The sequence below is a fragment of the Stenotrophomonas sp. YJH_SMC_130 genome (assembly GCF_059369035.1).
Genome location: NZ_JCAFSH010000002.1, coordinates 19,156 through 37,835 on the forward strand (window position 1 = coordinate 19,156; position 18,680 = coordinate 37,835).

General features: G+C 58.0%; 14 protein-coding genes and 1 pseudogene. 9 read left to right on the forward strand and 6 right to left on the reverse strand.

The features are described 5' to 3' along the window. Positions 1-9: 9 nt before the first annotated feature. On the reverse strand, positions 10-483 hold the full coding sequence (dut, locus tag AC5P5V_RS04240; RefSeq protein WP_061478745.1) for a dUTP diphosphatase: 474 nt from the start codon (positions 481-483) through the stop codon (positions 10-12). Then, a complete protein-coding gene (gene coaBC / locus AC5P5V_RS04245) occupies positions 480-1,769 on the reverse strand; it encodes a bifunctional phosphopantothenoylcysteine decarboxylase/phosphopantothenate--cysteine ligase CoaBC (protein WP_061478746.1) in 1,290 nt (429 codons plus the stop codon). The genes dut and coaBC overlap by 4 nt, the downstream gene beginning before the upstream one ends. Positions 1,770-1,968: 199 nt before the next feature. On the opposite strand from coaBC, the gene AC5P5V_RS04250 reads away from it, so the two are divergent. The 8 genes and pseudogenes from AC5P5V_RS04250 to AC5P5V_RS04285 all read left to right on the forward strand — a co-directional run bounded on the left by AC5P5V_RS04250 (position 1,969) and on the right by AC5P5V_RS04285 (position 10,898). After that, the gene (locus AC5P5V_RS04250) at positions 1,969-2,595 is read left to right on the forward strand and encodes a response regulator (RefSeq protein WP_061478747.1); all 627 of its coding nucleotides are present in this window, start codon (positions 1,969-1,971) and stop codon (positions 2,593-2,595) included. A gap of 70 nt (positions 2,596-2,665) precedes the next feature. Next, positions 2,666-3,106: pseudogene (locus AC5P5V_RS04255) on the forward strand (UPF0758 domain-containing protein); the annotation flags it as partial. Positions 3,107-3,188: 82 nt separating this feature from the next. Continuing rightward, the gene (locus AC5P5V_RS04260; protein ID WP_134968631.1) at positions 3,189-4,469 is read left to right on the forward strand and encodes a site-specific integrase; all 1,281 of its coding nucleotides are present in this window, start codon (positions 3,189-3,191) and stop codon (positions 4,467-4,469) included. Further along, a complete protein-coding gene (locus AC5P5V_RS04265; RefSeq protein WP_134968632.1) occupies positions 4,456-6,111 on the forward strand; it encodes a hypothetical protein in 1,656 nt (551 codons plus the stop codon). Before AC5P5V_RS04260 ends, AC5P5V_RS04265 begins: the two co-directional genes overlap by 14 nt. A gap of 176 nt (positions 6,112-6,287) precedes the next feature. After that, positions 6,288-7,985, forward strand: a complete 1,698-nt coding sequence (locus AC5P5V_RS04270; protein WP_231352486.1) for a site-specific integrase — start codon at positions 6,288-6,290, stop codon at positions 7,983-7,985. Next, the gene (locus tag AC5P5V_RS04275) at positions 7,975-8,334 is read left to right on the forward strand and encodes a hypothetical protein (protein ID WP_134968634.1); all 360 of its coding nucleotides are present in this window, start codon (positions 7,975-7,977) and stop codon (positions 8,332-8,334) included. Before AC5P5V_RS04270 ends, AC5P5V_RS04275 begins: the two co-directional genes overlap by 11 nt. A gap of 249 nt (positions 8,335-8,583) precedes the next feature. Beyond that, positions 8,584-9,495, forward strand: coding sequence for an S-4TM family putative pore-forming effector (locus AC5P5V_RS04280; protein ID WP_181357885.1), 912 nt, complete (start codon positions 8,584-8,586; stop codon positions 9,493-9,495). Further along, on the forward strand, positions 9,492-10,898 hold the full coding sequence (locus AC5P5V_RS04285; protein WP_134968636.1) for an SMODS domain-containing nucleotidyltransferase: 1,407 nt from the start codon (positions 9,492-9,494) through the stop codon (positions 10,896-10,898). Before AC5P5V_RS04280 ends, AC5P5V_RS04285 begins: the two co-directional genes overlap by 4 nt. Before the next feature lie 339 nt (positions 10,899-11,237). On the opposite strand, the gene AC5P5V_RS04290 is transcribed toward AC5P5V_RS04285, so the two are convergent. The 4 genes from AC5P5V_RS04290 to AC5P5V_RS04305 all read right to left on the reverse strand — a co-directional run bounded on the left by AC5P5V_RS04290 (position 11,238) and on the right by AC5P5V_RS04305 (position 17,320). After that, a complete protein-coding gene (locus AC5P5V_RS04290) occupies positions 11,238-14,606 on the reverse strand; it encodes an ATP-binding protein (protein WP_231352485.1) in 3,369 nt (1,122 codons plus the stop codon). Between the two features lie 499 nt (positions 14,607-15,105). Beyond that, positions 15,106-15,792 carry a S1 family peptidase gene (locus tag AC5P5V_RS04295; RefSeq protein ID WP_049455500.1) on the reverse strand — a complete coding sequence of 229 codons (687 nt, stop codon included), beginning with the start codon at positions 15,790-15,792 and terminating at the stop codon, positions 15,106-15,108. 476 nt (positions 15,793-16,268) lie between these two features. Further along, a complete protein-coding gene (locus AC5P5V_RS04300; protein ID WP_308141450.1) occupies positions 16,269-16,733 on the reverse strand; it encodes a phosphatase domain-containing protein in 465 nt (154 codons plus the stop codon). Between the two features lie 107 nt (positions 16,734-16,840). Then, complete coding sequence (locus tag AC5P5V_RS04305) at positions 16,841-17,320, reverse strand: NIF family HAD-type phosphatase (protein WP_049455502.1); 480 nt, start codon at positions 17,318-17,320, stop codon at positions 16,841-16,843. Positions 17,321-18,239: 919 nt separating this feature from the next. On the opposite strand from AC5P5V_RS04305, the gene AC5P5V_RS04310 reads away from it, so the two are divergent. Next, positions 18,240-18,509: a helix-turn-helix domain-containing protein gene (locus AC5P5V_RS04310; RefSeq protein ID WP_100051430.1), complete on the forward strand. Its 270-nt coding sequence runs from the start codon at positions 18,240-18,242 to the stop codon at positions 18,507-18,509. Positions 18,510-18,680: the final 171 nt, after the last annotated feature.

Below are 18,680 nucleotides of genomic sequence, written 5' to 3' on the forward strand. Positions count from 1 at the left end.
TGTCCCCTGTCAACGCACCCCGGTATGGCCGAATCCACCCGTGCCCCGCACGCTGTCGGTGAAAGTATCCACCACCTGCAGGCTGACGCGGGCAATCGGAACCACCACCAGCTGCGCGATGCGATCGCCGGGCTCGATGGTGAAGGCCTCGCGGCCACGGTTCCAGACGCTGATCAGCAGCGGCCCCTGGTAGTCGGCATCGATCAGGCCGGTGCCATTGCCCAGCACGATGCCGTGCCGATGGCCCAGCCCCGAACGCGGCAGGATCACCGCGCACAGGTTCGGGTCGGCAATGTGGATGGCCAGGCCGCTGGGCACCAGCGCGGTGTCGCCCGGCTGCAGGGTCAGTGCGGTATCCAGCGCCGCGCGCAGGTCCATGCCGGCGCTGGCTTCGGTGGCGTAGGCCGGCAGCGGCCAGCTGTCGCCGAAGCGCGGATCGAGCAGCTTGACCTGCAGCGGTCGGGAAAGGGATGCCTGGGTCATGCCTGGAGTCTCCGCGCGATCAGCGCCAGCAGTTGTTCGGCCAGTTCGCGCTTGGAGGTGGCCGGGAATACCTGTTCACCGTCCTGCCAGAAGGCCGTGGCGGCATTGTTGTCGCTCTCGAAACCACCGCCACTGATGCCGACCTGGTTGGCGATCACCAGGTCCAGGCGCTTGTCGATCAGCTTGCCGCGTGCATATTTCTCCACGTCGTGGGTCTCGGCGGCAAAGCCGACCACCAGCTTCAGCGACTGCGTCTGCGCGGCGACTTCGGCCAGGATGTCCGGCGTGCGCACCAGCTCGATCACCAGCGACTGGCTGTCGGCGGTCTTCTTCAGCTTCTGCGCGGCGACCTGGCGCGGGGTGTAGTCGGACACTGCGGCGGCACCGATATAGATGTCGGCGGGCAGCGACTTCAGTACGGCATCGCGCATCTGCGCGGCCGAGCGCACGTCGATGCGCTGCACGCCCGGTGGCGTCGGCAGCTGGACCGGGCCGCTGACCAGCACCACGTGCGCACCCAGCGCGGCGGCGGCAGCGGCCAGGGCAAAGCCCATCTTGCCGCTGCTGCGGTTGCCGACGTAGCGCACCGGATCGATGTCTTCGTAGGTCGGGCCGGCACTGATCAGCAGGCGCAAGCCCTGCAGGGCACGGGTTTCCGGCGCGGCAACCGTGGCAGCGGTACCGCCATTGGCCACCAGCGCGGCCACGATGTCGCCCGGTTCAGCCAGCCGGCCGGGACCGGATTCACCTTCGGCCAGCGGGCCATCGACCGGGCCGATCACCTGCGCACCGCGCTGGCGCAGCAGGGCGATGTTGGCCTGGGTAGCCGGATGCAGCCACATCCGGTGGTTCATTGCCGGGCAGATCGTCAGCGGTGCGGTGCTGGCCAGGCACAGGGTGCTGACCAGGTCATCGGCATGGCCCTGGGCCAGCCGCGCCAGCAGATCGGCGGTACCCGGCGCGACCACGATGCGGTCGGCCCAGCGGGCCAGCTCGATGTGGCCCATGGCCTGCTCGGCGGCGCTGTCCCACAGCGTGGTGCGGGTCGGCTGCCCGGACAGGGCCTGGAAGCTGAGCGGAGTGACGAACTGCTGGGCACCGGCGGTCATCGCCACCTGCACCTGGGCACCGGCATCGCGCAGGCGCCGCACCAGCTCCAGGGCCTTGTAGGCCGCGATCCCGCCTCCGACGCACAACAGCAGTTTCTGGCCTTCCAGCGCGCGGGCCGGCGCGGGGGAAGCGTTGGGGGAGTCAGCCACCTGGAATTCCTGTGCAAACGAGGGCATTAGCTTACCCGATGGTCGGTAATGTCCCGGTACACGGCACACATAGCGGGCGGCTATCAGCAGATGGGACTTGCGCCACAACGCTTCCGGGGTTCAGGACACTGCGATTCGGAACTTTCCTATACCTGTTGGCCGGCCACGTTTGCAGAATCGTCAGTGGCCACCGCAGGTGTGCCGCTTCGCTTTTCGAGGATTCCGCGTGCACCCGCGCATCATCATCGCCGACGACCATCCCGTCGTCCTGCACGGCATCCGCATCGTGCTGCAGACCCATCTGATGGAGGTCGTCGGCAGCGCGCGTGACGGCGCCCAGCTGCTGCAGCTGGTCGAGCACCACGGCTGCGACGCGGTGCTGACCGACCTCTCCATGCCGGGCACCGGCCCGGATGGCCCGGAACTGATCGCTGAGCTGCGCGCACGCCACCCGGGCATGCCCGTGGTGGTGCTTACCGGCGCCCGTCACCCCGGCCTGCTCGATGGCCTGCTGCGTGAAGGTGTCAGTGGCCTGGTCGACAAGTGCGCCGATTTCGGGGAGTTGCCGCAGGCCCTGAACGCGGCTATGGCCGGGCAGGTGTTCGTCTCGCAGCAGCTGCGCGACCACCTGCAGGCGCGCGACCTGATGTTCGCGCGTGAGCCGGCGGCGCTGTCGGCCCGCGAACAGGAAGTGCTGGACCTGTTGGCCGCCGGGCTGAAAGTGAACGCCATCGCCGTCCACTGCGGCCGCAGCCCGAAAACGATCAGCCGGCAGAAGGCCGAAGCCAAGCGCAAGCTGGGGCTGCAGAACAACCAGGAGCTGTTCGCCTATCTGCAGTCGCGACGCGACTGAGGCAACAGCCTACCCGGGCGTGCGCCCTGCCCTGATGGGACGCATCACCCGCGCTGGCGATGATGCAGGCATGCCCATCCATGACTGGCCCGAGCAGGAACGTCCCCGCGAGAAGCTGATCGCCCGCGGCCCCGCCACGTTGTCCGACGCAGAGCTGCTGGCGCTGTTTCTCGGCTCCGGCTTCGGTGGACGCGACGCGGTGCAGACCGCCCGCGACCTGCTGCAGGCGCATGGCCCCCTGCGCGTGCTGCTGGACCGCCCGGCCCGCGAGCTGGCCCGGTTGCCGGGGCTGGGGCCGGCACGAAGCTGTGCACTGGCCGCCGGCCTGGAACTGGCCCATCGCTACCTGGCCGCCGAGCTTCAGCAGGGCGAGGCGGTCGGCAACAACCCGGCCGCGGTCGGCCGCTACCTGCAGCACCGCCTGCGCGGCCAGGCCCGCGAGATCTTCATGGCGCTGTTCCTGGACAACCGCCACCGGCTGATCGCCTGCGAGGAACTGTTCCAGGGTACACCTTACTTCCATGCGATGGACAGCTTGAATCCAATGCAGTAGTGTCGGGCAATGCAGTACAGGCAGAATTCAGGATCGGCCAATGGCAACGCTCGAGCTGTTTCAGTTTCAGCGATTCGACCATGGAGAGGCTGACGGCCAGCATCTTTGGTCAGTCTCCATGTCCATCAATGACGTCCCTGAACCCAAGCGGCAGTTGCCATACATTCGCCTGGCTTCCGGGCTACCTTGGACGGAAGCGAATACTTGGCTCGCCAGTCGCGCTTGCGATCCTGCCGAAGATCTAAGCGCAAAGACAATCATTAGAGATGCTCGCGGCCTAGTCAGCTACGCCAACTTTCTGGAAGCCAATGGATTGGCGTGGAACGACTTGGATAAGCCGGATTCAGAAAAGCCTACCTACCTGTACAAGTCGCACAGGAACCTCAATGTAAAAGAGGGTACGGGTGCATACTCGACCGCTCAAACAGAATTACGAGCAGTCGCCAACTTCTACATCTGGTGCACCTCTACCGGCCAACTTGCAGACGAATGCAAGCCGTTCTTGACTCGAACGACCCAGGTCCAAGTCTTTACAAGGTTCGGATCAAAGACAGTCGAGAAAACAGTCTCGAGCATGCCCCTGAAACGACGAAGGACCGCGCCTAGATCGACCTTGGAAGGTGGACTGAAGCCAGTTCCGGCAGAACTTCAGAAGCGAATCCTGACGCTATCCGAGGCACATGCGGGCACAGAAGTGACATTGATGCTCGCCATTGGCTTTTCTTCTGGAATTCGCTTGGGCAGCATCACAGACCTCAAATGCGAAACCATCGAAAGGGCTGCGTCGACGAACCTGAAAGGCCACAAGTCCATCAAGATCGGTCCCGCGCACGGGGTGATGACGAAGTTCTCAACGAACTACTCCCCCGTCATACCAGACGCGCTCATCCAACGCCTTACTAGCTACATAACTTCGGTCCGGCGCCTAAAACGCGCCATCAAGCATGAAGGTCGGTACTCTCAGTACCTCTTCCTAACCCCGCAGGGTCGTCCCTATCATGATGACGACGGCATTCCGAGCAGCGCCATTGGCGTAGCCATTCATAGGATAAGGACGATCGCACAAGCCGGCGACGTCCCGATCGAAGATTTTCGATTTCACGACTCCCGAGCGACATTCGCATGCAACCTGCTAGATGCCGCGATGGCCATAGGGATCCCTGTGACATCCGCGCTTTCAATCATTACGGAGTTCCTGGGCCAATCAGATGAGCGGACCGCTCTCCGCTATGTCCAGCACGCGCAGAAGAGACGAATCGTCGGCAAGTACAACGACGTCTATGGGCAATGGCTCCTTGAGCTCACTCATGAGACTCCCTGAGCCTCTCATTATTCCCCGCCCCAAGACTGGTAGATCCTTGCCATGGGATCTCTCCAGGCTAGCCTTCATCGGTGCCGCCAAGCGCCCGACCATGACGGTTGATACAGAGATACGCTCGGGGAAGTTTGGGAAATACGATCTACTGCGATACGAACTTCTCAAATCCATTCACAAACACATAGTAGAGAGGCACGTCCTCGGCGAACTGGCTGACTCGACTCGCGAAACAATATTTAACACGCTCAGGACGTTCTTTAACTACTGCGACCGAGAGTCAGTCCAAGTCTCTCCGAAAACATTCTTCATCGCGGTCCAAGGTTGGACCAGATCGTTCAAAACAGCTTCCCCGCACGATCTCGCACAGCAGCAGTACGTCGTTAGAATTCTAGCCGGCGTAACTGGGCAAGACTCAACACTGCTGTTGAAGTCATTTGGGATCTCCAAGCGCGGAGCACCATTGGCGCTGAAGACTAACGATGCGAGAAGCGAAGTCGTTCAGCAGTACGTCGCGGACCTCATCTCGCTTATCGACTGCCTCCAACCAGATAAGCTCTACGCGCCCCTGCCATTGCCAATCCAGGTCAGGAAGAGCGGCCCGATCTACTACCACTACTCTGGGACGTGGAAGTCGACGTCGACCAAGTACGGCTACGATGTCGCAAGACGGCAAAATACCCTTAAGGGCACAAGCCTACATCGCAGGTTCCCTCTGCTTAACCTTAGGGTAACTGCAGAGGCATTCCTATTCATAGCAATGACCGGAATGAATCTTGCCGAAGTTCAAAAGATGAAGGTCGAACAGTACAGCAGACGGTCCGCAGGAGATCACTACGAATTTAGGGAATTCAAGGCTCGCGCCGGGCATGACGTGTTGTTCACCATCCCCAAGCCCTACCTGCCCATCTTCTCTGCATATCTGAAATTTCGCGAAACCCATTTGAGCGAATTCAAGTCAAGCCTGCTCTTCCCAATCTATCAGCGAGGCGGTCCAGCAAGTCGAAAATTTCACAGTGGCAACCTAAGAAATATCTTCAATGAGCTTGGCGTTCCGTTCATTACGACCGTCGAACTCAGAAAGATCAAGTCCAATAGCATCATGGAGGTAAGCGGAGATCCGGGAACAGAGTCCTTGATTCTCCAACATAGCCGTGAAACGTTCGCCAAGAACTATGTGCGTAGAAGCCCACAACGAGCGGCGAGTGAATTCACTGCGTTCTTCAAGTCAGAAGTAGCCGCGCTTCGGGTGTCGCGTGCAGTCGATGGTGCGCCATGCACTCAGAAGGACAACCCCAAGCCATTGACGATAGCTTCACCCGATGCACCCACTCCCAACTGCGACACGATGGCGGGATGCCTCTTCTGTGAAAACTACAAGGGAGTGTCGAGCCTAGACTACATTTGGAGATTGAGGAGCTACCTTCAGCTGAAGCGACTCGAACTCAAAAGTCACCTCTACCCAAACAGAGAACATTCGCGGCCGATACTTGAAACCATGCGCCGCATCCGATCAATCATCCGCGCCTTCTCGCAGAAGAACAAGCAACACGAGGCATGGGCACAGATCGCAGATCGCAAGGTGAATGACGGACAGTTCCATCCATCCTGGGACCTCCTCATTAGATTCGCGCAGGGAGATGCTTGATGCTCACCTCCCGACTTAAATCGAAACACCGTGACGTCCCTCTTCCTAGCGGCCTTGCCAGCATCCACGACGTACCCCCAGATTTCGTAGTCTCCTACAAATCAGATGGATCACCTTGCAGCCGATACGGAGACAACTGTTGGATATTCTCCGCATACCACACGTCATCGATCTCCATGCGGTTCGCCAATGATGAGAACACGGATGATCTAGAGCAGAGCAACGCAGCTGCGGCGAAAGTCGTAGTACTGGCACTACTCTACATTGGCCACCACCCCCTCGGGGCCGGCAGCTTCCACACCAAACTCTGCCGCCTAAAGGACATCCTCAAGGCCTGCAACTCCACACAAACTCTGATCTCGGAGTTCGGAAGTTCCAAAAAATGCCAGGCAGAACTTCGAAAGCGAATCCGCCCAAGTTCACTTGGATCCGCACCACTGCTTATGCATGAACTGGCCCTGCTGAGTGAAGAAATAGGCTTTACGCTTTGCCCACCGGCACTTATCCCAAGCTTCTACCCAACAGGATATTCAGCCAATCAAACACTATACGTCCCTAATCGGATCCATTCTTACGTCTTGAATCAATGCGATGCGATTGTATCGCTCGCAACCACTCATATCGACCTACTTAAGAATGCGATACGTAGCCAACTGCACGAGGCGTTCAACCTTGTCCCGGCACCGGACAGCCAACTTGCTACGGAAGACCTTTCCGCGTTACCTGCGAGACTAGTGGGCATCTTCGACACCGCATACGGCACGCTGGAGCACCGCCACCCATTCCTGACTTACATCACGGCGATACGAGATGCCGCCCTGATTTTGCTGTGCGCGCATAGCGGCATGCGCATCTCAGAGGCTCGCGAGCTCAAGCGAGGGTGCCTCCGTCAGCATCAAGACGCCGCCATCGGACCGGCAAATTTGATAGTCGGAGTGCCCGCAAAGATACAGCCTATAACGGAATCGACTTGGATATGTAGCGACTTGGCTGCAAAGGCAATCCATGTGCTGGAAGCCATTTCCTCGGTACATCATGAGATGCGCGACACCAAACTGGTCTCAGGGAGCTTCAGCAACTGGCTCTTTACGTCCGTACTAGGCTGGAAGAAGAAGCGGCACAGTATCGATCCACCGCGGGTTTCAATGATCGAAAGGATTAACTATCCGTGGCTATTTGATCCTGAGACTCTGAAGGTCACTGAAGACGACCTTAGAGTATCCGAACTCATCAACGGTAGCTCTGGGGGGCGTGTTGTACTCGGAAAGGTTTGGCCGTTTTCCTTCCATCAGCTGAGGCGGACATTGGTAGTGAATGCCGTGCGCTCTGGCCGAGTCGCGCTCGGCTCGATCCAGCTTCAGCTGAAACATCTTCACCTTGGAATGACCGAGTACTATGTGCGCGGATACCACAGCCTCTCGCTCAACGAGTCGATGCGCATTGAGCTTGCGGAGGAGCTTGCCAATGAGGCGGCCCGAGTCGCGAAGGGGCTTGCTGACTCGAAGCACTTCTCTCCCCATGGCTCAGCCCACAAGGATCGCCTTCTGGAGTTGATCAGCACCTCAGATCTAAAGGGGCTTGCGAAGCTCGCTAGCCAGGGCACACTTTCCGTGAGACCTACCCTGCTGGGTGTCTGCCTAAAGAAGGGTAACTGTGAGCATGGTGGCTATGACACGCTGTCCCATTGCGTAACGTGTCCCGAAGCACTGCTGGACAAAGGAAATGTAGTACGTGCGGAGAAGTTGATTGCCCACAGCGAGCCTCTATTGGAAGCATTGCGCCCTTCTGGAGATAGCCCGAGGATGCGTGCGCTTGAGGGCCAAGTTTCAGCGCTTAAGGACTTCGTCATCAGAGTGAGATCTAATGAGCAATGAACCTCCCCTGCTCGACAGATTGATAGCCGCATTCGATAGGCTGAAATCGGGTCAGCCAGAAGTATTGCCACCTGGAGCGCTCGTCAGTCAGAACAACGTTGCGAGAGAAGCGGGCATCCCTCCTGCCCACTTTAAGAAGTCTCGCTTCGGGCCCTTGATTGCGGAAGTTCAAGCCTATGTTGCCCAAAGAGACGGAGCACTACTCAGCGAGCGAGCCAAGTCTAGTTCGCTCGAGCTCAAGCTGGCGGACGCTGTTGCGCGAATCAGCGAGCTGAAGTCGGAGCGTGACCACCTGCGCTCGCTTCTACTTAGCGCTGAGATGAAGCTCGCCGAGCTGGCTCGTCGTTGAGCCTACTTAGCGAGCCCGAAACCCCCCTTCATTCTCGACCAACGGTAGCTGGGTCGTGGGATCACTTCCCACCTCTATCCAAGAGAGACCGCAGCCCCCAAAGTGCCGTACGAACCCTGATGGGTCACGTTGTAACGAGGCCACCTGGACAACCAGTCGGAGCTGCAACTCCAATGTGACTTGTGTCACAGGCCCACAGATGGCTATAGTCGGCATTGGGGATATTGGGGCCACGGACGGACAGAAGCCATGCCAAATTGCGTTCGGGAGAGACAAAATTCCGAGGATGCGCTTCGGCTCTTGCGAGCAAGATTGCGCATACACACTGGCGTAAAGCGAGCTCAGCGCTACTACTTTATATTCGTTTTTTTCCTACCCATAGTCTCTATCGTTACCGCATCTACGCCGTGCCTTTCGGGCGGCACAAAGTGGGTCAGCCTGGTCGCTCTTCTGGTGGGTGCATCAGACGCTTTGTGGATAGATCGCTGGCGCCGAGGCAGAATCAAGCTGTCGGCTAGACTGCAAGAGCAATTCGACACGACAGTCCTCGACCTGCCCTGGAATGCCTTCGTGGCCGGCCAGAGGGTCGATGCAGAGGAAATCGAGCGCTATGGAAGCAAGCCACTGAAGCCGGCACGGGAACTGGGACTCCGTAACTGGTATCCGCAATCGGTGGACCCGCTGCCTATGAGTAGCGCGCGCTTGGTTTGCCAGCGCACGAATCTTTGGTACGACTGGAACCTACGGGGGGACTATCAGCGCTACCTGAAGATACTTGGCTGGATGTACCTAACAGTACTAATAGTGATCTCACTCCAGAAGCCATTAGTCGACGTTATCCTGACGATGCTCGTTCCCTTCGGTCCATTTGCCCTGTGGACTATCAGAGAGTCTCAGCGTCAGGGTGACACTATTGCCTTGGTCACTCGTCTCAAAGGCGAGGTTGACGGTTCGCTGGATAAGTTCCAACCCGACGATGAGCCCGACAAGCTCGAAGCAAGAGCACGGCAGCTACAGGACGCCATCTTCTCCCACCGTGCGTCTAGCCCGTTGGTGAGTGACCTCGTCTACTTCTTCAAGCGTACAGGGCTTGAGCAGGAAATGGAGGCGGGCGCTAGGGACTTCATTAGGAGACTCAATGCAGGGGACGTTGCGAAATGAAGCACCTCAACCACTTCAGCGCATTTCTTGAGAATGTCGTCAATCTCAACAGCACTCGACTCGATCAGCTGGACAACTCCTTCGTAGCAATCGAGGGGTTCCTTAAAGATTCGAACTACCTTCCGAAGATCATTCGACTTTACAAGCACGGCTCATGGGCCCACCAGACCATCATTCGCCCTTTGGATGGTCGGCCATTTGACGCGGACGCCATTCTGTTCGTCAGGCCCGTACAGGGATGGGCTGCGGCAGACTATGTGGATCAGCTTGCTCGCACATTCGAAGCGAGCCCCAGGTACGCGGACAAGGTTAAGCGCTATCCCTACTGTGTGACCCTTGAGTACGCTGGCGACCGCAAAATGGACATTGCTCCCTGCGTCGTTGATCGCCTGTATGCCGGGTCGAATGAGGTGTGCAACCGGCGCAACAACACATTCCAGGACTCGAGGCCGGAAGAGTACACCTCCTGGTTGCGCGGCAAGAACTCAATCAGCGGCAACAATTCATTCCGCAAGGTCACTCGGCTCGCCAAGTATCTTCGGGACTACAAGGGAACCTTCACTTGTCCGTCTTTCCTTTTCACCACCCTACTCGGTGAGCGCATTCACGAGGGCGATCGACACGGAAATGACTTCAGCGATGTACCAACGTCCCTGAGGACTCTCTTTCGCCGCTTGGATGACTGGCTACAAGGCCATCATTACCCGCCCCATGTCCCAAATCCTGTGCTCCCTGCTGAGGATCAAGCCTCCGAGTGGACCGAGGAACAGTATCGGAACTTCCGCAACGCCATCCATCGATATCGTCAGTGGATTGATGCAGCGTTCGATGAACAGGACTCTACCCAGAGCATTGAGCTTTGGCGGCGAATCCTCGGCGACTCATTTGCCGTGCTTCGGAAACCGACGGTCGCCATGGAGGCAGGGCTGGCCGGTGCAGATGTCCAACTGGATGATGTCGATGTGCTCAAGACTGGCGGGTTGCAGATGGTGCCGCTGGAGATTCTCGAGCCGGGTCATCGCAAGCAACCCCAGTGGCCCCTAGCCAACTTCCGCTTGCCAGCGACTATCTCGGGCTACTTGGTCGATGCGGCTGGCGCCCCTTCGCGCGTAGTGAGAAGCGGCGAACCAATGCAGCCCAACCAGGACATTCGCTTTGAGGCGAAGCTTGGCGGACTTGCACCAAATCACACCTACAGGACCATGTGGCGCGTGACTAACACCGGGGCAGTCGCTAGACGAGCCGGCAAGCTTCGAGGGGACTTCGTGGGTTCGGACCAACCACATAGCCGACGCGAGACGCTGAGCTATCGCGGGGTCCACCAAGTCGAGGCCTTCGTTCTGAGTACCACCGACAATCAGATTGTCGGATTCAGCCAGCCCTTCTACGTCGTAGTGGAGTGAACTGTTTGGGTTCAACGACGCCCCTCACCGACCCGGAGCATCGATGAGGGCGGCTTGCTTAACCCATCTCTTGCTTAACCCATCTTCAGCGCCGTCCAAACCGAGGGCGGCCATCTCCGCCAATTGTTCAAGATCGTTCCGCTGATGTCCGGCTGAAGCATATAGGTTTTGCATGCCAAGCCGGACTTTCACGTCGGCAGGAGCTAGCGGCCCGACCTGAGCGCTAGTGCACTGATCGCGCCCCAAGGCATAGCGCAGCCCTCCCTTCCAGCTCCCCCTCCAGGCTCGCCTTCGCGACAATGCCGTATCCATTGTCTCCGAAGAAGATGGCGGCCCTCACTATTCAAAGGCCTCTTCCTGATGGTGCTCTGTCTCTATGGCGTTAGCGATCCATCGCTCGATGAGTGGGAGTCCGCAATGAACCCAATCTGCCACTTCGCCAGGCATCTCGGCAGCTAGTCGTGTCAGCTCTGAGCGGCGATTACGGAGCATATCCTTGATCGAGCCATTCCAGCGCAGCGGATACACCTGCCGATCGAACTTACCCAAGAACATGACTCTATCGGGCGCCCCTCTCAGCAAGCCCTCGAAGATCGGGTCGATCTTCGTGCCCTCCTCGAAGTCGCCTCTGCTGAACAACCACATCACGGCTCCCAACAGAGGGTATCGGTGCACAGCGTTGATCGATGCCCAGGACTGAATCGCTTGCAGCCCCATGGACCTGTACGCCAAGCCTTTGCTTCCTCCCGTGTCCCATCTTCGACCCAGCGAGTCTTCAGATGCACGAAGGAGGAATGTGTCCAGCATGACATGCGGATGTGCCTCGCAAAGTGCGTTGATGATCTCCCTGACTTCGTGGAAGTGGATGTCGCCAGCCTCCAAACTGAGGCAGAGCGACTCGGCCACGCTACGGGCAGGCTCTGGATCGCTCGTTGAGCAACAGATCTTGGCGACCTCTCCCGCGCTATGTACACGTTGTACTGATGCACTCTTGAACTTGAGACTAGCGAGAATACCCTGACCGACCTCAACCAAAGCCCTCGGTGCTGTGCTCGACGTGCTCTTGTTCGAGAAGAAGTACATGTGAAGAATTTCCAAGGCCACCCACTCTCCACTTGCGAGACGCGCAATATCTGCAAGTAGCGCGGCCAACAACGCGGGCGGTGAGTGCTCTACCAGTCCATTGGCAATGTGCACGAATGCAGGTGCCTCAAGCAGACCTGCGGCTAGGGCTCTGCGCATTCGGCTAATTCCAACCTGGTCTAGGCCAACGCGTGCCTGCAGGTAGGGCTGAATAGGAATCAGGCTACCCCGGCTTAGGGAGCTCTCGAGTGCGCCCTCTGTAAATTCAGCATCGAGTTCCTTGGCCTGGCGCAGGAATCCGCCGAGAACTGTCGCGTCACGTCGCGCTGCGTCCGCACGTTCGTAATCTGAGAGGAGCAGCTCCCACGTTTCAAGCAGAGTGGGTGCACCCTCCGCAAGTCCCATCCCACATTCGTAGGCGCGCTGGACGTCAGTTGCAACCATTAGCTCGCTCATGAACACCTCTCTGACTGAAGGGGCAAGTGCCAACTCACGGCCGACACCTTGCGCCATCAGAGATGCTCTCTTCCAGGCGTGCATGCCACTCTCATCGTCAGCCTCAGCGCTGCTGGCTTCCAACCCATCGACACCGCGACCAAGCACCGCCGCTCGTGCGCGGTCGAGAAGATCAACGGGCTGCAGGCGGTCGATCAGTGCTTCTAGACGAGTTCTGTACTCCCTCGGCATCTTCTTTCCATCGAAGCGTAGGGTGGCGCGCAGCGAGATCCAGCCATCTATCCAATGGGCGCGCTTCAAGAGCGCCTCAGCTGCATCCTCCAGCGCCCCATGGCAGGCTTCGTAGCGCCACAAGCCTCTAACGCTCTGGGCGAGAATCTGGCGAGGCTCATCGATCCTGTCAGAAAGGTGCACGCATAGGCGAATGGCGCGAACGTACCAGTCACACACATCGCTACTGGACTGAGGGTGCCACCCCCAGCTACGTGATCTGGCGCCAAAATCAAAGCTCGTACTCGATGAAAAATACGATGTCTTTAGTAGAGCTTGGAGAGCCAACAGCCCGCACGCCCGTGAGTCCTCTTCGTCAGATCCAAGAAGGTTCGCAACCAGTGCACGGCGAGTCTCGGGGCTCGCTTGCGTTCCGGAAAGATACAATTGGAACATCTCTGAGAATGCTTCGCGGGCTGAGTCGACCTGGTTCCCCGTCGGCTCAGTGGCTATGAATTGCATCAGAAGCTGCGCAGCGGAGTTGAAGTGCTCCGTCTCGTAGCTCAACGCCTTTATCAGGCGAATCCATTCCCAGCGTTTTCGTGATCCGCAATCGGCGATCTCAGGATAGATCTGCACAGCTTCGCTGATGCGACCCATGGCATCACCTGGAGCCAAGGGAGCAAGATTGGTGATGATCCTGAGATCCTGCGTCGCCGGGTTGAACAGATCTCCAAATGCGCCATCACTTCTAAGCCAGCGAGCAGCCGCTGCGCGTGCCTCTGGCACGTCGTGCAGATATCCAAGTCTTCTCGAGATTGAGGCCCGCAGCCGCGGCGTAGCCAAGCGAATGAGGTTGTCGAGGGTATCCTGGTGAGTCCTCGCAACAGCGGTGCTAGCAAGTCCATTCGCAATTGCCTGCGGTAGGATCGCCCTCCAGCGACCTCGGGCCTGCACAACGTTTCGTTGCCGCAACTCGACAATGACTTGATAGAGCGAGCGTGCGTCAACTCCGCGCATCTCAGCAATCTGCGCCAGCTCACTCTCAGCAGAGATGTCCTCGCCGTCCACAGAGTATGCCAAGGACAGGTCTTCTGCCGCCATCTGAAGTGATCCATCTTCAACGTTCCGTTGGCGGAATATACGTTGGATAAGGTCCCGACTCTTTACCTTGCCCAAAGTCTCTCCACGCCCGAGGGTCTCGGCAAGCGCGTTCGCAATACGAAAATTCCCGTCACTAAACGCCGCGATTGTGCGTCGATCAACCTCCGATATGTGACCGAAGTTCTGCTCAATCCACTTTTCAATCAAGTCGCTGGATGCTCCCTTGAGCCTGAAGACATCAGTTCGCTCCGGCTCGTCCTCGCGAACGTCATACTCGACGGTCAGGAGACTGATTGGGGCGCCTGATTCTGAGCAGATCTTCGCAAGCTCCGAATGGGTCTCCGGATTGCAGTTGTCGACGATCAGTATCGCGGGCTCTCCGCGGTTGATCAGGTCGCAAGCCATATCTCGTGCCGACGGACGTGTCTCGGTTGAGTAGTCGGTATAGACGGCAATACTAGGATCTAGGGGCTCAGTGCCGACACTGTCTTCGAACAGAGCTTGCACAAGTCTCGTCTTGCCCACTCCCGATAGGCCGATGAGGCGAACACATCGGCCGTGTCGACGCAACTCGTCCCTGAGCCGCTCCACACCGCTTAGGATCTCAAGTGCCTGCCCAGGCTTGCGGCTCTCATCCAGTAGGCAGGTAGAGCCATCAGCGAGGAATGCTGTCGTTGTCTTGTTGCTGCTCAAGCGATAAATGGAGGTCCAACCATTGAGCGCTCTGCCGGCGACTGAGCGGACCCATGCGGCCACGCCCGGGTACTCATTGACCCAAGCAGCGATGCGATCACGATCGTAAAAGTCCACATACAGGTCAGTTGGAGATGCGAGACTGGTGAGTTGTGCACGCATGGCCTCTCGACGCTCTTGAAGAGGCTTGTCGGCGACTGAACCCTGAGCACTGACAATTATGTATGCACCCTGCAGCTGTGCCAGCTCCGCTATTGCTGGCCTTAGCGCGCCCTTTGGGCACATCTCCTTGCGGATGGCACCTGCCGCCATATCGGGCTTCTTTACTTGGAAGCCAGTGTTCGCCCGCGGGACAAAGTCAGCCCGGGCCATTGCAACTGAACACGCAACTCGTACGTCCAAACCGCCATCAGGTGCATCTTGATGCCCGCCGGCAGTGACCGCGGAGATTGGCAATCCTTGCTTGCGCAGCTCACTGCTCGCCAAGCGCAGTACAAGGGAGCGAAGTTCTGCATCAGAAAGACGCTCGATATCCGAGCCAACGACCTCAAACATCCGATAACCTCGACTTTCCCAGGATCTAAGTCCGCGGGCGGGGCTTAGGAACTGCCCCTCTCCCCTTTCATGCAACCTCTGACGTCCGGCTTGGACGGCCGAGCGCCTATACGAATGGAACTCCAATTGGATTCTCTTCGATTACTTCGTGCACGCGCTTGATCGTCTCGCAGAACATCAGTCCCGTGTTCGCTTTCACGTATGCGCCGATCGGTTCTTCTCCCGCAAATACATCCTCGGGCTCGAATCGGTAGCCGGAAACGACGCCAGCAATGCGAAGTCCACTTCCAGGTTGCCACTTGTCTTCAAAGACCACCGGACCTCCCGAGAAGCCGGGGTTATTGTGCCCGTCAAGTATCAGCATCTCCCGCTCTCCGGCAACGGCAGGGCACACTGCCGACACGATCGCCCGCTTAATGAATGGTAGTGGAAACTCGCGATTGACGTGTGCGGGAACGTGGGCAGACCACCCGAAGGGGAAGCCAAGGAAGAATACTTCCTGAGATATCGCGAAGTTCTTCATGGATGCCTCGGCTTCGTACACCTTGACGGCGAAGTTCGCCGCCAACACCGCCACGTCGGCAGACTGGTGCTCACCAACCAGTCGCAACCTGATCTGCCACCACCCATCTGATCGCATGACATCTAAAGGCTGTTCTCGGTCCCAGTCCGAGATGACATGTTTGGCCGTAACCCAATACTGTCGATCTTCATGCTCCATGACAAAGATCGTGCCTGTAGAGTGGCCCACCTTCAACTGGAACACCCTGGAGTACACATTGTTGGTAATCACCGCCGATCCCTCGGTTCAGGCCAGAGCTGCAGAATAGCCGTTCCCAACGAAGGTGAGTATTACTCGACGGAAGGCGTCGCAGTGCTGGCCGGTATCGCGGCGTGAAGCTCTTCCCGTTTCTTATGACAGGCTGCTCTCTACCTCAATGCGAGGAAAATTTAAGGAAATCTCTAGTTGAAACTGGTGTCGGAATTCAGTCTGGTACAGCAGTGGCCTACCTTCTTTGGTATCGCTGTGTCGGTCATGTTCTTAGCATCAGCGAACCTCTTCGGTATGCTCTGGGGGTGGGTGATGCGGAAGCGTCGGGTGCTTCGCGAATACACAGGGAGCTGATGGTGTGAAGACGAGCGACGGCCGGCCGATCGTGCCCCTGTACGTCGCCACACCGCTTAGGTGAGATACGCAAGGATCAGAGCGCATGGTATTCAAAGGAATGGCGCTGCTTGACCATCGCTTCGAAGCAGCCAGCCCACCAGTTAGTTGTGGCCCGCGCGGGCACAGGTTGACCACTTCACGACAAAGTCCTCCTGCTCCATTGTTTCCACCGCCCCAGGACGAACCTGTCGCACTCTAGCAATCGCTTGCTCCGCACTCGATGCTGAGCCAGTCTGCAGAAGCAACATCGCTGCCACAGTCCCGGCCCTGCCAAGGCCCCCTTTGCAATGAACAACGGCTTTTCGCCCCTGCAGGAGCTCATTGGAAAGAAGCGATCCAGTACTCTCCCATGCCGACATGAAGCGAGAGTCTGGTGCAGCGCCGTCGATAATTGGAAGGCCATGCCAGTTGAGGCCGAGGGCCTTGGCCCGCTGCGGCAACTCTTGTATATGGAGTTCCTCGAACTCCCAGGGTTCCAGGAGGCTAAGTAGGTACTCTGCTCCCCAAACCACGATTGAGCGAAGATCTATGTCTAGATCTCTGTCCCATGAACCGGTCATTGCCATCTGCTGGCACTTTCCCGGCGCGAACGTCACTCCAATTGCTCCTCCAGCGGTTCCAACGGATAGTTCCGCTATCTGCAGTGGATGAGACAGGCTGGTCCTCTGCACGGCTAGATATCCTTGTTTGGCGCATCGTGGGTAAGTTGATCAACCGGGCTTACAAGCTGCAGGACTCTCGCTTCTATTCGGCTCAACGCTATCTCTAGCCCAGCGTCGCTGGGTGAATATGGGGGCTCAAACGCTGGGACCTCTATCCAGAAGGCCCGTTGATCCGCTCGCACGTAGGAGATGTAGTCATCCAGCAGAAGTGTTTCGCCGAGAATTGGGGACACGAAACGAAGATCCTTGGTACTACCCGTCCAATCGATATAGGGAATATCTCTGAACCAAAGGGGCGCAAAGCCTTCATCGGAAAGGAGTGCAGCGACCCTTCTGGCAACGGGGCGGGCCACGGCCGTGAACATCACAAGTTGCTGGAAGCTTGCTTGTGCTCGTTCAAGGAAGCTCCACAGCCCTGGCCTAGGAATTTGGCTGACGGCGTTGGAGATCAGGGTTCCTTCTAGATCAAGTGCCAGGATGGTCGGACGCATTCAATATGCCTCGCTGTTCTTTAGCTATACAGGCTGGTGACGAAGGTGGATCCAACCAGTAGGTATCCCCGATCCTGAGGATGGTCTCCAGCGCCACCTCAACGATTAGTGGCCTTCGCCAAGCGCTACTCGGAAGAAAGCAGTAGTCAGTTCTGCTCAGAGCGCCTGTAGATTCCCTCTGCTCAAGCCAGCGGGCTCTGCTCTGAACTTCTCGAGACAGCACTTGAATAGCAGCGGCTTCGTTGCCTCCCGAGCGCAGAAGCTTACTTGCCGCTCCTCGAACGGATGACCAGATCACATACCTTCTACGCCCCAAGCTAAGGCGGCTCCAATCCTGACCCAGGGCATTCAACACTTCATCGACGAGTTGAGTTCCGATTCGGTGTCGGCGTAGCTGAGAGCACAGATATGCTCTTGCTTCATGGGCAGATAGCTGCCGCCATACCCATAGCAGGTCTTGGGAATCGAGATTGGAACGCCAAGCATGAAGCGTTTGCGTGAGAGTGCTCTCGAGGTTGGCGGGTCGCCTCCAGCTCTCGCTGTAAGTCCAACCCACAGGATCATAGAGAGAACGGTTTACAGCCGAGTCCGCTGACTTTTCAGAAATCACCCCTGCGCTTTTTAGAAAGAGCAACAGCTGGTGAGCTACCTCTGGGTCCGCTGCGACCGGGGCACAAGCCGTCGTGGATCGTTCAAGCGCGCACCAGGCGCAGGTATAGAAAGGACCGAGCGAAACGACAAGACTGTCGAGCTCAGGCCACAAGGGAAGGAGGGTCTGTTGGCTACGGCCATAGATCACTCGATCCCCGGCATATGAACCAGCCGGAATGCTAGCAAGGCGGGGAACCGCCGTCTACATGATTTTCATGTAGATCGAGTGTCGGACATAGATTGCCTTCCGCTTCCTGAGGCGGACTGGATGGCTACGAAGACGATCTATCAAAGCCCGTACCTTCGCTTGGTCGGTAAGCTTCGTGAGCGACGCGAGTTGATGGGGATCAGTCAGACCGCTCTCGCTGCGCATCTGAGTTGGCCACAGCAACGGATTTCCTCAATTGAGTCCGGCTCTCGCCGCTTGGATATCCTCGAGTTCTGCCTTATCGCGTCAGCGCTAGGGATCACCTCTGCAGAAGCTGCAGAACTGGTCCGTAAGACTGTGAAGGCAGTGAAGATCCCACCGGTTCGATAGAGTCCCTCAGACATGGGAACATCCTATTTGAATGGCAACTATGTTCACAGATGAGCCCCCTACAGGTGCCTCTTTGCGCGACAGGGGCTCCAAGCGCGCGCTAGCGACCATTCTGGGCTGACTGCGAAGGACAAGGATGGACGAGATCAAAAAGAATAAATTTCCATATAA

What these genes read in the sequence shown, in the direction of transcription:
- AC5P5V_RS04300 (WP_308141450.1), bottom strand. Translation starts at nt 16,733, where the DNA reads ATGGCAATGACCGGTTCATGGGACAGAGATCTAGACATAGATCTTCGC.
- AC5P5V_RS04260 (WP_134968631.1), top strand. Translation starts at nt 3,189, where the DNA reads ATGGCAACGCTCGAGCTGTTTCAGTTTCAGCGATTCGACCATGGAGAG.
- coaBC (WP_061478746.1), bottom strand. Translation starts at nt 1,769, where the DNA reads ATGCCCTCGTTTGCACAGGAATTCCAGGTGGCTGACTCCCCCAACGCT.
- AC5P5V_RS04280 (WP_181357885.1), top strand. Translation starts at nt 8,584, where the DNA reads ATGCCAAATTGCGTTCGGGAGAGACAAAATTCCGAGGATGCGCTTCGG.
- AC5P5V_RS04275 (WP_134968634.1), top strand. Translation starts at nt 7,975, where the DNA reads ATGAGCAATGAACCTCCCCTGCTCGACAGATTGATAGCCGCATTCGAT.
- AC5P5V_RS04290 (WP_231352485.1), bottom strand. Translation starts at nt 14,606, where the DNA reads ATGCGTGCACAACTCACCAGTCTCGCATCTCCAACTGACCTGTATGTG.
- AC5P5V_RS04310 (WP_100051430.1), top strand. Translation starts at nt 18,240, where the DNA reads ATGGCTACGAAGACGATCTATCAAAGCCCGTACCTTCGCTTGGTCGGT.
- AC5P5V_RS04270 (WP_231352486.1), top strand. Translation starts at nt 6,288, where the DNA reads ATGCGGTTCGCCAATGATGAGAACACGGATGATCTAGAGCAGAGCAAC.
- AC5P5V_RS04285 (WP_134968636.1), top strand. Translation starts at nt 9,492, where the DNA reads ATGAAGCACCTCAACCACTTCAGCGCATTTCTTGAGAATGTCGTCAAT.
- AC5P5V_RS04265 (WP_134968632.1), top strand. Translation starts at nt 4,456, where the DNA reads ATGAGACTCCCTGAGCCTCTCATTATTCCCCGCCCCAAGACTGGTAGA.
- AC5P5V_RS04305 (WP_049455502.1), bottom strand. Translation starts at nt 17,320, where the DNA reads ATGCGTCCGACCATCCTGGCACTTGATCTAGAAGGAACCCTGATCTCC.
- dut (WP_061478745.1), bottom strand. Translation starts at nt 483, where the DNA reads ATGACCCAGGCATCCCTTTCCCGACCGCTGCAGGTCAAGCTGCTCGAT.